The following is a 15,567-nucleotide window of genomic DNA, read 5'->3' as shown; positions in this document are numbered from 1 at the left end:
CTATAAGTTATACAACAAAACATTTTGTATAGGGATGCGTCATCATGGAATCTTCAATCAAAGTAGGTATCAGTTCTTGTGTTTTGGGTGAACGGGTTCGTTTTGACTCTGGTCATAAAGTAAGTAACTTTGTGACTAAAGAGCTCAGCCCATATTTTGACTTTGTTTCGGTATGTCCCGAAGTGGGCGTCGGAATGCCAGTGCCGCGACCAACAATTCGTTTGATTTCCGAAGAAGAGCGTGTGGCGCTGGTAGAAACTAAAAATCCAGAAAATGACCATACCGATAATATGCTTGCTTACTCTGCTAATAAAGTGGAGGAGCTACAAAGCGAGCAACTTTGTGGTTACATCGTCTGTGCCAAGTCTCCAACTTGCGGTATGGAGCGCGTCAAGGTTTATAGCAAAAATAACGCAGCGAAAGAGGGCGTCGGCTTGTACACACAAACGCTGATGAAAAAAATGCCTTGGTTGCCCGTCGAGGAGGATGGCCGACTCAACGATCCTGTATTAAAAGAAAACTTTATTACCCGAGTATTTTGCCTGAACGACTTTTATGACTCGATGGACGGAGAGCCAACTCGAGGCAAAATTATCGATTTTCATTCGCGCTATAAGTTGACCTTGATGGCGCATCACCCTGAGTCATACCGCTCTCTTGGGCGTTTAGTTGCCGATGTCGCTAGCTATGAAATCGAAGAATTCTATCAAGAGTATCGCTTAGGTCTTATGAAGGCACTTGCGAATCGTGCTAGCCGAAAAAATAACAGTAACGTACTAATGCATTTACAAGGGTATTTTAAGCGCGCTTTAACTAAAGACGAAAAAGAAGAATTAGCAACAGTAATTCATGACTACCGCACTGGTACATTGCCATTATTAGCACCGTTGACATTGATTAAGCACTACTTAAACACTTACCCAGATGAGTATTTAGCAAAACAGAAGTTTTTAGAACCGTATCCGCAGGAGATGAGATTACGCTATGGTTTGTAGTTCAGAAGAAAAACTATACGCGATCCGAGACGTCGCAGAAATCACGGGTGTGAAGCCAGTTACGCTGAGAGCTTGGCAGAGAAGATACAATTTGATCCAGCCCCAGCGAACAGAAAAAGGGCACAGACTTTATCGACAGCAAGATCTCGATACGATTCGTGAAGTCCAGAGTTGGCTCGCGAAGGGGATTGCAATCGGTAAAGTAAAGGGACTTTTGGGAAAAAGTGCTGACGTAGAAGTCAATAATGAAGTTCGTACTCTCGAAGAAGTAGAAACCATGCTATCAGCACTGTCGAAACTGAATCGAGGCAAAGCGGAGAGCTTACTTGCTTCTGTTCTCAAAGAGTATCCATTGAATTTGGTTATTGAACAGTTTATTGACCCTGTATTTGACGCGCTGGAGATGGTCAAAGGATCGCTGAGATCGTTGCAGATGGGGTTATTTCAAACTTGTTTGATTACTCGTCTTGCCCTTGTTATCGACTCTGAAAACAAAGCCGCTTCCAAAGGGAAGTGCTTGCTTATCAGCTTTGAACAACATAGGGAAGCAGAGAGCTGGATTCAAGCGGCGAAGTTGTGTGAGCAAGGGTATCACACGACGTTGATCGACAAAGTTGATGATGTCTCTGGTTTACTGGAGCACGAAGTTGTTGATAGCTACTCGCTCATTTACCTGTTTTCCAATAAAGCGCTGGCAGCTAAGCAAGTGGAGTCCATCAAAATGCTTCAAACACGTTTTGGCGAACGTATTGGATGTTCTGAAGTGATTGAGAAACTGCACCTAACAGAGTAGACGAAACGAAGGAGACACCATGATCTTAGTATGGTTTCGACGTGATTTACGAACGTTAGACCACACCGCACTTAAAGCGGCGTTAGATTCAGGTCAGCCTGTTGTCGCTTGTTTTATCGCGACGCCAGAGCAGTGGCGAGAACACCACATGGCGCCGATGCAGGCGGATCTCATTGCTCGTCGTTTAGAGTATCTCAACGACGAGTTGGAAAGCCTGAATGTTCCTTTTTTATACAAAGAGGTGCCGTCGTTTTCTGATTGTACCGAAGTGATTAGTGGATGGGCGAAAACACTTGAAGCAACGTCTGTTATGGCGAATATTCACTATGAAGTGAATGAACGAGAGCTCGATGCACAAGTGAGTGAGGCGCTAGCTTCCCATGATATCGACTTTGAACTGTTCCACGACAAATGTGTGCACCCACCAACGACGGTTCTCAATAAGCAAGGTGAGTATTTTAAGGTATTTACACCATTCAAACGTGCTTGGTTGACGCAGTTTCAAATGCCAGCGGTAACAAAGCCTCAAGAACAAGCGCCGCTAAGCAGCAAAATATTGGAACAATTAGAGCCGATTCGATTTAGTTCAGACTTCACGTTTAGCTATCCCCGAGAGTCCAGCGAGGATTGGTTTGCTTCGACCAATGATGTTTTAAAGCAGCTTAGGGAATTTGCTCGTGAGCGCAGTGATGCTTACAAGGAAGAGCGAGATTTTCCGGCTATTGATGGCACCAGTCAACTGTCTCCCTATCTTGCGATTGGTGCATTGTCACCAAGGCAATGTATTGCTCGCTTGTATGCTGAAAACCAACAAAATGACCTAACAGAAGGAAAAGCAACTTGGTTGAGTGAGATCATTTGGCGTGAGTTTTATCAGCATCTGTTGGTTTTCGAACCAAAGCTCGTTAAAGGCAAAGGCTTTATCGACTGGGAGGATAAAATTCAGTGGTCTTATGATGAGCAGGCTTTTGAGCGATGGAAGACAGGAGCGACAGGGTACCCGATCGTCGATGCAGCAATGCGTCAGCTCAACCAAACAGGCTGGATGCATAACAGGCTTCGCATGGTTGTCGCGAGCTTTCTCACCAAGGATTTACACATTGACTGGCGTTGGGGCGAAGCGTACTTCATGAGTAAGCTGGTGGACGGCGATTTCGCAGCAAACAATGGTGGTTGGCAGTGGTCTGCATCGACGGGTTGTGATGGGCAGCCGTACTTCCGTATTTTCAACCCGATAAGCCAAGGTGAGAAGTTTGACTCTGATGGTCAATTCGTGCGCCACTGGGTGCCTGAAATCAAGAGTGTTCCAAATAAATACATCCATAAACCTTGGACTTGGGAGGGATTTTCTTTACTGGAATATCACAAGCCGATGGTTGATCACAAGACAGAAAGAGAGATAACCTTACGGCTCTTTAAAAGTGCCAAGGAATAAAGTGAAATGCTTAGCAAAAAGCGATCAATGAGTTTCGCAAAACGTACGCTGTTATCTGTATCGTTATCTTTAGCGAGTGGTTTGTCATTCGCTAAAATGTACGAGCTACCAGAGGATGGCAGTCGTTTAATTGGTCGCCTTGAAAACCACGTCGTGCAAGAAGGCGAAACCATGGCAAATATTGCCAAGCATTACGATGTCGGGATGCTAGGTTTAATGGCAGCAAATAAAGGCGTGGATCCCTTCTTGCCAGAAGAGGGACACGTTCTTACTATTCCAACACAACTGATCCTCCCAGATGTACCCCACAAAGGCATTGTCATTAATTTAGCGGAGTTGCGCTTATACTACTTCCCGAAAGGAGAAGATATTGTGCATGTATTCCCCGTGGGAATCGGGCGAATTGGGCGAGACACCCCGGTGATGACAACGCGTATTAGCCAAAAGCGTCCAAACCCTACGTGGACGCCGCCAGCCTCGATTCGAGCCGAGTACAAAGCGAAAGGTATTGATTTGCCAACCGTTGTACCTGCCGGTCCAGACAACCCGCTTGGCATGTTTGCATTGCGTTTAGCCTACGGAAATGGTGAATACCTTATTCACGGTACCAACAAAGATTTCGGCATCGGCATGCGCGTCAGCGCGGGTTGCATTCGTATGGACCCAAGCGACATTGAATGGTTGTTTGAAAAAGTTCGTAACGGTGAAGAAGTGAATATCATTAACCAACCAGTGAAAGTATCACTAGAGCCGGACAGAAGTGTATTTTTAGAGGCTCATGAGCCATTGACTCGCAGCAATGGTGAGAAAGATCACCTACAGGTACCAAAAGAGTTAAAGTGGTGGCTGGATGAGTTCGGACTGAAAAATGTGAAGGCTAAAGCAGCGATTGCCGCACAGAATGGGGTTCCTGTCGAAATAACCGCGCCTTAACAGGCGTTAAGACGCGGTATCAAATCTTACTTAGTGTAATGCATAGCTATTACCGCAACCCAGTAAAATCAATAGTTTCTTAGCTATTTCAATGCTTTAAAAACCACCCGCTTTATCAATACTATTCAATAATCACCAGTATTGAGAAAATTTGCCGCCATTTTGTCGCCACTTATGATAGGTTGGGACCCGATGAATAGGACTGTTCATTAAAGAAATTCCTTTTAATTCAGAATATTCTAATTTAATTATATTCACTAAGTTTAGCTTAGAAAACAACACAAACAAATTCATGGTGTTGCATATTTTCTACATCCTGTATATTGCTTTAGTTTAAATCGACGTCTATATAATACTACTCATGATATGTGCGTTTGTGCATATTATTGTCTGATGGTAATTAACATATGGACTGAATTATGAACATACAAACTAAAGGATTGACACTCAAAGAAGCAGGCTTTTTTGATGATTTGACGTCGATTGTTGGTGAAGAATTTATTTCAACAAAAAATGCAGCTAAATCATTAATGTTGAAAGATCATTTACTGTCCTCTAGCTCTTCGTTGGTTGACTTTCTAAATCAACCCCATGACCAATATGTACCTGGTTCAAATCCAAGTACATATACTTCGTCTGATTCGGAAGAAGCGATAAAAGAAGGTCAAGAGGGAGTCCAGAAATACCAATCTATTTCTGAACCTACGCAGCAAGAAATCGAAGAAATGGCCGCTGTTTTTCAAGCCTACCCATCTCAAGCAGTATCAACATTACTTAACGCCGCACGTGTTGAGTCTGGATGGGACCCAATTTCTGGTGATAGTGAAGACAGTGCTAAAGGATTTGCAAATTATACACAGATTGTTTCTAGCATATCGCTTTTCGAAATTGTAACCGTTGATTCAAAAGAATTGCATTATGAAGAAAAGAATTATAAGGACCTTATTACTAAAGCAACGGCAGCGGTCTCAAGTATCTTTACTGGTGATCCAGACAAAATAACTTCTGCATTAACCGACCTTGCAGTAGCTTGTACAAGTCAATCAAATACTAAAAATACAGCTACAACATTTGCACAAAATGAAATAACTACTGAAAGTGTAGGTAGAGACGTATGGTACTCGCTAGGTTATACATGGATGCAAATGGAATACAGCGAAAATAGTGGAAAAAGTGCTCCAGCTAATGAGTTTAAGTCTGCAACAAAAGTAGTCGGAGCCAAGTTCAAGTTTTCTTCTTTATTGTTAACTAAACCAATGGCAGAAAAGTTAGCCCGTTTACAATATGGAGTTTGTTCCCTGGATGAGTTTAATAAATCGATAACAACACCAATTGCACCACAGTCCAAAACTTGTCTCCGATAAGATAACCAACTTAATTTGCTCCCGAGTAACTAAGTGTTGCTCGGGAGCATATTAAGATTGTTATCTGAAACAACTTTAGTTGACCACTACAAATATAATGAATCTTCTAAGAAGTTAACTAGAAGTGAAGTTATAATCCCAGTTTAGAAATAGGGTTTAACTCAGCCGCTTGTATCAGGTGATCGGGTGAAAAATGGGCATAGCGCATGGTCATTTTGATATCACTGTGACCAAGGATTTTCTGCAAGACGAGAATATTTCCTCCGGCCTCCATAAATCGACTTGCGAAGGTATGACGAAACACGTGGGTGTTCTGACCATCCGGTAAGTCTGGAAATGTCCGATTTACGATATAGGCAATGCCATGAAGGCAGCTTTTAAACAACCTATCCTTTTCTCCCGTTCGTTCAAACTCCATCAGCTCGTTATAAAGCCTCTCTGTAATCGGCACAGTACGGTTCTTTTTGCTTTTGGTGTCAATAAATGTGATTTTGTACTTCGTAACTTGTGGAAGGCGAAGGTTAATAGCTTCTGAAATTCGTGCTCCTGTTGATAAGCAAATTTTGCAAACGAGCTCGTACTCTTTTGCTCGCTTGCTTTTACTGATCCTATCGAAGAGCATGGTAATGTCCTCATTAGAGAAGAAGCCCATTTCGGATTCAGTAACAGGGATCGACTTAACGCTTGTAAGTGGGTTTGGTTGATTCCACTCTCCAAGAGAAATGAGTTCATTAAAAACAGCTCGCAGATATCTCAAATCGAGATTGTTGGTGGGCGCAGATATCAATTTTCCGGTATCAGCCGCAATATGTCTATGCTTCACTTTTCTGCTAGACCGCCAGTGAACAAAGTCTTTTGCAGTGAACTTAATTGCAAAAGGGTTACCCAATTCTTCAACTATTGTGCATAGTCGAGGGTAAACTTTTTGAGCGGATTTTAGATGTTGGCCGTGAAGTTTGTACCAAAGTTCGACTAAGTCTTGAAGTGTACGCAGGTCCTTTTTGTCACCAAGCCAAGGCTTGTCTTCGACTTCTTTCATAGTGAATTTTTCAAAAGCAAGTGCCTCGCCTTTAGTTGCGAACCGCTTACGAATGCGTTTACCACTCCTTCCTTGCGGGTAACACTCGCAGAGCCAGGGCTTTTTGTTTCCGTCCTTTAAGTTTCGTACAGTCATGTTAGATAATTGCTTGTTCAATAAACATGTGATCAACAGAATTAAGCTGTTTAAAATGCCTTCTATACATGCGCAAGTAACGAACCAACGTATCAATATCTGTACTTTTTAAGCGTTCAGAAACTAGTTTTTCCAAAGTTTCGATAGGTATCCCCATTTCCTCTAACGCAGAGAATGAAGAAGGAAGGTGACTATTTTCGAACACATGTACAAGCCAGCCTAAGTTAGATTTGAAGTCAGCTTCTAAGAGCTTTAGACGGTCGTTAAGAAGATCTTCTAGTAGTGAAAGCGCTCTAGCTACAGCATGTTTGAATATGTTGCGTACTATAGTTAGCTCTTTGTCCGTCTCATCTGAGCGTATTTCACTACTTTCCACCGATAAATATAACCTATCAATTTGATTATGAATGTACTTAGTATGATTGGCAGAGTATATGTAGCGACCCAGTCTTTTATATAGTTCGTCATTGTCTTCATAATGAAGTTGTTGCCTCATAAGTACCCGGCTTTCTACGGTCTTGATGAAATCTGTTAACAGCTTCAATTGAAATCGTTTAGGTTTGGTTACGTTAGCTATAGCTTTGAGTTCTAAAATAGAGAGTCTAGATACTAAGTCATATGCTTGTTCTAATGTTTCTACGCTATAGTTTGAGTGCTTTTTAACTATGTCCATAGGGACACTGGATTGACTAGCAAATTGAGTTAAATTCCACTGGCTTCGCTCTGAAAGATGATCTGGCTGTATCCCTGCTAGTAAGTTGATCGGAGATTCATCATCCTGCTTACCTAAGGGCAAAGTTACTACATGTGGTTCTGGATCTAGTAAAGTCTCTAAGCAAAAAACATTACCTACTAAATATCTACCCATTCTTCCGGCACGGCCTGAAATATTTTTGTGTGTGAAGTTATCAATTTTAGGGGTTCCGTTCCGGTTATCGTAAATAATAATATTCTGAGCCGATGTGTTAACGCCTTCAATCATTGTAGACGTGCAAACTAAGTATTTGATTTCTCCGTTATTAAAAAGCTCAACGTTTTTTTGTTGGATAGCACGAGGTAAGGCCCCATGATGAATACCGATACCAGAAGATAAAGCTTTGGTACAGCCCCAGTCTGCGCCATAGTTTTTCTTCAACCACTTATAGTATTTCTTTACCGAAGAATCGGCAGTCGCGAGAAAATTGTTGTTTTGTATGCTTTCAAGTGAGACTAAATAACGAATTGTTTTCGTAATTGAACTCGAGGATTTACAGTAAATCATCGTTTGCCCAACGTAGGTGTTAATTATTTTTCCAAGCTGTTCGTTTTTATTCTGAAGATCGTTTGCTCCGATATCATATTTATGGATATTGAGTGCAACAGTTTTAAAGTCGGAGGGAATAAATGTGAACGCACGCTTCAATGAACTCAAGCCTTCAATGGCATCTATGTATGGGCCTATCATGTAAAACTGTTTTGACACCGTCAGTAGTTTGCTTAAAGCGATGTTCAACGCAAAGGCTCTAGGTCTTGATAATTCATCCTTAACATCAGCGAGCTTGTAAAACTCATCAATTATAAAAAAGTCAATATTTTTTAAATCCTCACGCTCATTCACACGTTCCTGCGTGAAGATATAAATTACTTTTTCTTTTCGCTTAACTTGAGAGCCATGATGAATAATTTGGTACTCATTTCCAAATCGTTGTTGAATACGCCTTCTTGTTTCATCTATTAGAGCTATTGTCGGCACAACAATAACAATACTATTGAATTTCTTGCTCGCAATTAAAGCATCGACAATTGCACTTTTACCCATACTAGTTGGGGCACTTAGGACTACATTTTTGCCGGATAAAAGTAAATTGAAAACTCTAGCTTGCATTGAATGGAATATGAAGTCATCGTCGAAATTACTTTTATAAACATCTAACGCTAGTTCTTCTTCTAATGATAGATTCGAACCATACTTCTTTAGGTAGGGGTATAACCCTGCAGTTCTTATTAGCTCTTGAAGTAGTATAGCTTGTTGATCAAACAAAGGTAGTGAGTCCAGTGCTCGAATAATTAACTCTTGTCCTATTGAATTCAAATCAGGGGAAGATAAGCAATCATTAGCCTTTTTTAGGTAGGAAAACGCACTTAGTTTATTACTTTGAACGTCTTCTAAGCATAATTGTGGGTCTAAAGTGTAGTCCATTGTGATTTAACCTGTGTTTCTACCGTAGATATCAGTGATTTTAATGATGGTATAGGGTAAAGATATGCTTCTATGTGCAAGTCTGCGTAAAAATCATCTGATTCGATTAGTTTGTCTACTAAAGTTTTAAATTGCTCAGTCGCCTCTAAGATGAGATTGTTTTTAAAGTCTTCTGGCATATTTTTAGAGTTGCACTCGAGGTGCTCGGATTCGTAGCCAATGAAAAACACGAATCTAAATCGATCGAGGTTATTATCTAAGGATTGATTAGCCGCAAGAACTTCATTGATATCATGCTCTAATAAATAGTTATCTTTCTTTGCAATGAGAATTTTTTCTTTTTGGCTTGAAAAAGCGCTCGATGTTAACAAGTCATCAAATTCATTGACTATACTTTCAATAAATTTACCATCTTGAACGCTTACTAAACGGCTGAAACCCATGAGCAATGTATCAGGCTCGTGAACGTTTAATATGATATGAATATTATCGAAGCGGGTATTATTACCATCGTCGACATGCAGGCTGGCAGCTATAGGCTGAGATTTGTACTTAGTTCTGATTACTGAGTGTAGTAACGCTTTAGCAATCAAATTATTTATGAATAAGGCTTCTTTTTTGTAGCGTAAAGCAAGCGTCCTAAAGTTTGCGGTGACTTTTTCTGGGCTATGATCTGCAATTTCGCTCGGAAGCAATAGTACCTCGTGAAACCAGTCATAAAGGTTGTTAGCGATAGCTTCGTAGTTATACCGTTTTCTGTGGTACTCACCTGCAACACCAACTAATGCTTTCTCTCCTTCAACCCCTTTTGCTCCGTAGATGTCTTTGTTGCTAAAAAACTCGGAAAGGATAGCCTGTAAACATGAGTTATTAGTCGGATAAACTTTTACGTGTTGTTTGCTGAGGTTTGTGTAATGCTCTATTTCAGCATCAAACCATGGTAAGAAATCCTTCCTGTGATAGGTTTTAGTGGTTACGGAGTTTAAAATTCTTGATGCTTTAGCTTTGTTAAAAAGAGCATGTAATAGGGAGCACAGAATTCTTTCGGGATCGCCGTTAGCGCTTAAGTAAATTCCTTTTCTATGGGCGCACTGCAAAATAAGTTTAGTGCAGCGGTGCTCTAGAAGCTCTTGGGAGCTTACAACTTCCCACTCAGCGTTTTGAACCCAATATTCCACTCCGTTTCCATTTGGAGAAATAAAAGGAGGTTTTTTCCGTGGTCTGTGTCGTTCAATAAGAGAATTTAAGTGCTTAGTTAGATTACCCTTTAGGGCTTCTTTCTCATTCCTTGTAGCTAATGGAGTTCTGAGGTATTTTAGGGCACCAGTCACTTCTCTATCTGTAATTATTTTAAACTGGCTGGGTTTTTTACCTTTGTCGCATAAAATTGATTTATGCAAGATAGAATCTTCTAGGCTGACAGTTTGCACAACACGTTGAGGTTTTACTGGAGCAACTTTCTTAGTCGTTGCTTCAGCCAAATCCTTGAGCGACCAATTTGAATCACTGGTAGTTGTCTTGACTTGAATGTACACCGTTTTGTTTTTGAATATTAAATCGATATCATCAACAACTTCGCAACGCACAGACTGTAGAGTCTTGTCCTCAAGCATAGTTAAAACATAATATGCAGCAGCAACGTTTTGATATGTAAAGCCTTTTAGAGCTCCGGGTCCACCACTATCGGATAGCTCCATTTCGGTCAAACTCATTGATAACCCTTAATTCTATAAAAATATGACAACCTATGGCATAGCTACTAATGGGTATGCAATTTGTTGCAATTATTGGTATAGATGCCCTAAATTGTAGGGCATTGTAATATTAGTCTTATGTAATAAAGCTAAATTTATTACTTCTTCTTCATTTCCACAGACACGCGCCCAATTACTTTTATATCTTCTTCAGATACTTCGATAGTTGATGTGTCAAACGCGATTACTAACTTTTTACCTGGTAAGCGTTGTAGATAGTTAATTGATAAAACTCCGTCAATATCCAACAAGTAGTCACCGGATGCAGGCTGAGACTCTGCTTTGTTTACATATAAGTGGCGTCCATTCTGCTCGATAATAATTAGATTTTCTTTTACAAGACCAAACTCATTTAGCGTCGAAAAACCGAGTTCAACAGTTCCCATTTGTTCGAGTTTGCCGTTAACGATTGAAAACTTTTCAATGCTGTTAGTTGCTGATGGTGTCTCGCTTTTGGGGAATGGCTCGCCTTGACCTAGCGCTAAGTAACGCACAGAAGCGCCTGATGCTAAGTGTTCTCGAACAATTAATTCGAAGCCAGTTCGATTATGAGTGTGCCAAGTAAAAAATGTCGATTTAGGAACGCCGTAGTGATCTGCTACTAAGTCAAATGTAGAACAACCTGTCACTTCCTTAAGTTTTTCCGTGAAATCTCTGCCTTTTAAATAGTCAAAAGCGGGGACTTTTGCAGGAATTTTGCTCATTTCGATATTCACTCATTCTTTTAGCGCACAGTTAGTGCGTTCCCGATCACGTTTGTGGTGATTAAATATCGCTTTTAACAAACTAAGTCGAATTTAAAAGTTGACCAACTCGTATTTGCGATCAAGAATATGTCATAAACGATTTGATGCTGTCATGTGCTACCAATAAGCATCAACAAATCTCAAACAAGTAGGATACCACTTATGGCAAGTATTCAAATAGCGGTTGATGCACCTTTTTGTACTAAAAAAGAGTTTCTTCGTCGTACTGGTTGGTCTGGTTCATCATTAGACCGAGCTATTGCTGCCGGCGAAATCCCAATTCTAGAGAAGAGGGGAGAGCGTGGCAGTGTTTTGATTAACCTTGTAAAGGTCTACCAGCGCGCAGCGGAGCAACAAGTATGAGCTTTTCTGTCCTACTTAAAGTCAAGATTACCTCGCAAGATGCTATGAGTAAGTCTTGGGAAGACAAATACCCAAACAAATGTCCACTTTGGTTCAATCTTATCGGTTGGTTATTTGTTTGCTCTCCTTGTTTGTTCATTTGAGTATTTATCATGTATGTAAATAACTCAATGTGCGTATTGCGTGAACGCAAACAACAAGCTTTTGATGCTGCTTGCTGTGATTTTGTTGTCAATCACGACGTTGAAGCAATTGCCCGAAAGTTAGAACTAAACGGCACAATGCTTCGCAACATGCTGAACCCAAACCAACCGCACGTGCTTAAACCAGTTGTACTTGCTTCTATTAGCCGTGTTTCTGGTGATTACTCAATCGTAAATACGCTGTTTTCAAACGATGGCGTTGTCACGATTCCGCTACCAAAAGCAGAAACAGACCTGAATCTGCTCGAGCGCGTCTTACAGCTCAGCACTCATTCCGGTGAGCTTTCTAGCGATGCGTTGGCAATGTGCACCGCAGAGCGTTTACCGCGATCTCGCAAGCGCAAAACCCTCGCCAAAGCTCAAGCGGCGCTAGGTAACTTGGTTTTGCTTATAAATGACCTTGAAAACCGCACCACAGGTTTACAGCCGTTAATGCAAATGGGGACTGATTTCCTTGCCAACGGTGCCCCACTTCCAGGATTAGTTTAAGGAGTAATAATGAGTCAGTTAGCTATTCAACAAGAACAACAAAAGCAAACACCCAAAGCCAGTGAGAGCATTGCCGCTTGTAAAGCATTGTTCAATGGTTCCGTTACTCGCGGCAAGTTGAAAAAATTGTGGGACGCTATGCCACCACGTTTTCGCGGTATGGTTTTAGTCGCCGGTGATCTGAAAGCCTCGGAGCACGTGCGAGAGTTTGAAAGCTTCAACGATTTGGAACTCCAAAAAATCCGAAGCGGCATGCAACAGATTAAAGAAATCGCGACGTTGTTCGATCGCAATCTTGGTGACGTTCGACGCCTCAAGCATTACCAATTCAGTAGTACGCATTAATTCTTCAAGCCTTTGCTCCTGTAATAGGGGGCTTTTTTCGTCTTAGCGTAGGAGCATAAAAGATGGATCTAAATGAAGTTGCAAACAAACTCGCTATCCAAACAACCATTAATAGTCTGTTCGTTTTGGCGTTGGATAGCTCAGACGTTATCAGTATTCGTATCGAGTACTCATCAAAAATGAGCCTTCTCAACGTGATTGTGTTTGATGAGAACACGACTAACCACGCCCACAACGTTGTGTTGATTGATAAAGAGCGTGCGCTTGAAGAACTACTGAACATTGAAGATTACCTGATTGAACGCGTTGCCGTTCGTCGCGATGAGAAAGAGCTGGAGCCTGTCTTATGCAATATGCCGCAATAATGCTTTGCCCATCTGGCGGTGTTATCCGCCATGAAGATACGCAAGAAGTTGCCAATGTAATAGTTGGTGATTTCGACTCATTAGACCAAGCCATCGAACAAGCGTGTGTTTCCCTCAGTTGTACTCATCTAAGCAAAGGTGTATTGAGCAAAGGCAATATGAAAGGTGGTTTCATGATAGTGACGACTCAAGACTTGGTGGCGGTATGACGCACCAAAAGTTTACCGTTTTCTCGGTAGGTAAAGACAAACTACGGATAGATTATGAATCAATCTGATCTTCTATATATCGGCGGGGCAGTGATGCCCTTGGACCGAATCAAAAATAATGACGCCAGCTATAATGCTGGTTTTTTAGGTTCCAAAATTTACTCAGACCAAGAACAAGCACTTCTAGATAGTGGAATAGTCAAAAAAATAGCGATATACGATCGCGTTCCCAACCGAAAGTCTAAGCGCGAACGAGATCTTCAAGAGCGAACTGACTTCTATAAATCTGTAAATTATCTCTCGGAACACGACCGCGAAGCGGCGGCGAGAATCGCCGAAGAGTATAGGCTAGTCAAAGGGCGCAAAAGTCCGACAGAGAAATTTCGCCACAGAAAAGACAAGCAAATTAAGCAATTGATGAGTCTGAGCAAGTCTCTACGCCCTAAAAGTATCATCAGCAATGCCGACGCCAACTTCAGCCATGATGCTTTGTATGAAACGAACGAGCGCTCCAAACCTGCCATTCTCAATCAGAATGGAAAACGAGGACAAGGCGAACCTAAAAAGATTCCTATTTCAATGCAGCTAATGCACCGGTCTTGGAATGAAACTTATAAGTTTCAGGCGGTAACCGAAACGCCATCTAGTGCTGCGCCTTCGGAAAACAGTGGTGAGAGATTCTCGGAAAAGTTGACGTCCCGTTCTGTTTCTAAAATCTTTGAGGCAGGGGCTTACACTGCAGCTTGCCATGGTGGTTTCTCTACTTTTCTCACGCTGACTTTCACCAAGGCACAACGAATGGCCATATTCGGTGGAATGTTGGATGGAAGTGAGTGTGTCAGCATGGGGTCGCATCATCCAATAATCTATAAGCGCAACATGGTGACAGTACATCCTAAGCGTGGTGAAAAGAAAGTTGACCAACCAATCACGGATATTGGTGGAGAATACTGGCTGTTTCCAACCTCAGATAGTAAGCGTGTTAAAGCTATGAACCAGGGCAGTGTCATAGCCGGGCCGTATTGCGATCTTAAACAAAAGCCCAAGCAAGAGTTCTCGATGGAAAAAACCTTAGAGACAACGATAGGTAAAGAAGTCTCTCGTTTTCTTGATGGCGCAAAGAAAATGTATCAACGCGGCTGGGTTGCGGACCATACCGTCCAAGTTGATAAAGATAGTGGACGAAAGTACTGCGACTTATCTCAGGAGAAAGTTGCTAAACATGTTCAGCCCGGCGATGTTGGCCCGACTTACTTGCCTGCTGATTTCCATTACATATGGGTAGCCGAGTGTCCAGCTAATGAAGATGGAGAGCCTAATCCGCACGTTCATATTTTGCTACGCTGGACGGTACCAGAGCATCTCTTTAGCCCTTGGGCTAAGCGACTTGAAAAAATATGGGGACATGGATTTGCGAAACTAGAGCGAATCAAAAAGCCAAAAGCCGCCGGTTCCTACATTATCAAGGCTGTTGGCTATGCCGCGAAAGGTGAAAATGCTGATCAAGGGCTAATCAAGGGAAATAGATACAATATCGCGAAGTGCTCAAGAGCTCCTGCCTGGGAAACTCTTGCTTCGTTTGAAGCTGGCAATATGACCGCAATTATTAAGGAGTTGGGCTACAAACTTGAGCAGTGGAAAAAGCCAATTAAGCGGCAAATCCGCAAGCTACGAAATGCCAAAGAGCAAACCATCAAGGCCAAAGCGATCGCCAAAAAGCAGCAGAAATCTGAGGAGTATCAGAACAAGCTTTATCAGAGAATCATCCGTTTGGAAAAGCAGGCCGAAAAGCTGAGTCAGAACTTGCATAGCAGGGGAGTACACGTGAATACGAGCAATCGCTTCTGCATTACGTTTGAGGGAGAACTGGCTAAGGATAAAGTAGACAAGTTTATGGTTTGGGCTGCTGGTGCAAGAGGGTGGTCATTGAACTGCAGGGATTTGGACCTGAGCGATATAAAACAAGACGCGAGCCACTTCTATCAATCTGAATATCAGCGATTTAAGGAGAATCAGTCCTATTGGCAATCACTATTACATGAATCTATACCACACATGGAAGTTGATGAAAGTGAGCTTTCTTATTGGCATAGCATTACGGCAGATTATCTTGAGGGGCGGCTTTTTCCAATATTGAGTTAGTCCGGTTTGTGTCGTCATAAGAACTTAAAGGTTAGAGTAGTGAACCGCTATTTCTTAAAGTTGATTTAAAGTGCTATT

At 41.7% G+C, this 15,567-nt stretch carries 15 protein-coding genes; 11 read left to right on the top strand and 4 right to left on the bottom strand.

The features are described 5' to 3' along the window. Positions 1–44: 44 nt before the first annotated feature. From NB463_RS01560 to NB463_RS01540, 5 genes are all read left to right on the top strand, one after another. Positions 45–995 (top strand): YbgA family protein, encoded by a 951-nt coding sequence (locus NB463_RS01560; RefSeq protein WP_258430759.1) that lies wholly within the window; start codon positions 45–47, stop codon positions 993–995. Further along, complete coding sequence (locus NB463_RS01555) at positions 985–1,788, top strand: MerR family transcriptional regulator (RefSeq protein ID WP_047009571.1); 804 nt, start codon at positions 985–987, stop codon at positions 1,786–1,788. The genes NB463_RS01560 and NB463_RS01555 overlap by 11 nt, the downstream gene beginning before the upstream one ends. 19 nt (positions 1,789–1,807) lie before the next feature. Then, complete coding sequence (phrB, locus tag NB463_RS01550; RefSeq protein ID WP_145472178.1) at positions 1,808–3,223, top strand: deoxyribodipyrimidine photo-lyase; 1,416 nt, start codon at positions 1,808–1,810, stop codon at positions 3,221–3,223. 6 nt (positions 3,224–3,229) lie between these two features. Continuing rightward, positions 3,230–4,156, top strand: a complete 927-nt coding sequence (locus tag NB463_RS01545; RefSeq protein ID WP_005394922.1) for a L,D-transpeptidase family protein — start codon at positions 3,230–3,232, stop codon at positions 4,154–4,156. Between the two features lie 419 nt (positions 4,157–4,575). Then, complete coding sequence (locus NB463_RS01540) at positions 4,576–5,520, top strand: hypothetical protein (protein WP_258430754.1); 945 nt, start codon at positions 4,576–4,578, stop codon at positions 5,518–5,520. Between the two features lie 130 nt (positions 5,521–5,650). Here the strand turns inward: NB463_RS01540 and NB463_RS01535 are convergent, their stop codons facing one another. The 4 genes from NB463_RS01535 to NB463_RS01520 form a co-directional block, all read right to left on the bottom strand. After that, positions 5,651–6,694 carry a phage integrase gene (locus tag NB463_RS01535; RefSeq protein ID WP_258430752.1) on the bottom strand — a complete coding sequence of 348 codons (1,044 nt, stop codon included), beginning with the start codon at positions 6,692–6,694 and terminating at the stop codon, positions 5,651–5,653. A 1-nt stretch (position 6,695) separates the two neighbouring features. Continuing rightward, the gene (locus tag NB463_RS01530; RefSeq protein ID WP_258430751.1) at positions 6,696–8,873 is read right to left on the bottom strand and encodes a DEAD/DEAH box helicase; all 2,178 of its coding nucleotides are present in this window, start codon (positions 8,871–8,873) and stop codon (positions 6,696–6,698) included. After that, positions 8,858–10,585, bottom strand: coding sequence for a dsDNA nuclease domain-containing protein (locus tag NB463_RS01525; protein ID WP_258430749.1), 1,728 nt, complete (start codon positions 10,583–10,585; stop codon positions 8,858–8,860). Before NB463_RS01525 ends, NB463_RS01530 begins: the two co-directional genes overlap by 16 nt. Positions 10,586–10,725: 140 nt before the next feature. Beyond that, a complete protein-coding gene (locus NB463_RS01520; RefSeq protein ID WP_258430747.1) occupies positions 10,726–11,331 on the bottom strand; it encodes a phage repressor protein CI in 606 nt (201 codons plus the stop codon). A gap of 204 nt (positions 11,332–11,535) precedes the next feature. Here NB463_RS01520 and NB463_RS01515 point away from each other — a divergent pair, with 204 nt between their 5' ends. From NB463_RS01515 to NB463_RS01490, 6 genes are all read left to right on the top strand, one after another. Beyond that, the gene (locus NB463_RS01515; RefSeq protein WP_258430745.1) at positions 11,536–11,736 is read left to right on the top strand and encodes a Rha family transcriptional regulator; all 201 of its coding nucleotides are present in this window, start codon (positions 11,536–11,538) and stop codon (positions 11,734–11,736) included. A 152-nt stretch (positions 11,737–11,888) separates the two neighbouring features. Continuing rightward, positions 11,889–12,428 (top strand): phage regulatory CII family protein, encoded by a 540-nt coding sequence (locus NB463_RS01510; RefSeq protein WP_258430744.1) that lies wholly within the window; start codon positions 11,889–11,891, stop codon positions 12,426–12,428. 9 nt (positions 12,429–12,437) lie between these two features. Then, complete coding sequence (locus tag NB463_RS01505; protein WP_258430742.1) at positions 12,438–12,773, top strand: hypothetical protein; 336 nt, start codon at positions 12,438–12,440, stop codon at positions 12,771–12,773. 62 nt (positions 12,774–12,835) lie between these two features. Then, positions 12,836–13,138, top strand: a complete 303-nt coding sequence (locus NB463_RS01500; protein ID WP_258430741.1) for a hypothetical protein — start codon at positions 12,836–12,838, stop codon at positions 13,136–13,138. Continuing rightward, the gene (locus tag NB463_RS01495; RefSeq protein WP_258430740.1) at positions 13,120–13,347 is read left to right on the top strand and encodes a hypothetical protein; all 228 of its coding nucleotides are present in this window, start codon (positions 13,120–13,122) and stop codon (positions 13,345–13,347) included. The genes NB463_RS01500 and NB463_RS01495 overlap by 19 nt, the downstream gene beginning before the upstream one ends. Before the next feature lie 54 nt (positions 13,348–13,401). Then, a complete protein-coding gene (locus tag NB463_RS01490; protein WP_258430738.1) occupies positions 13,402–15,489 on the top strand; it encodes a rolling circle replication-associated protein in 2,088 nt (695 codons plus the stop codon). The last annotated feature ends 78 nt before the right edge of the window (positions 15,490–15,567 follow it).

The organism is Vibrio sp. RM-41-2B, assembly GCF_024744415.1.
GTDB lineage: Bacteria > Pseudomonadota > Gammaproteobacteria > Enterobacterales > Vibrionaceae > Vibrio > Vibrio diabolicus.
Note: the sequence above shows the minus strand (reverse complement) of the source record. Positions and strands in the feature narration are given on the sequence as shown.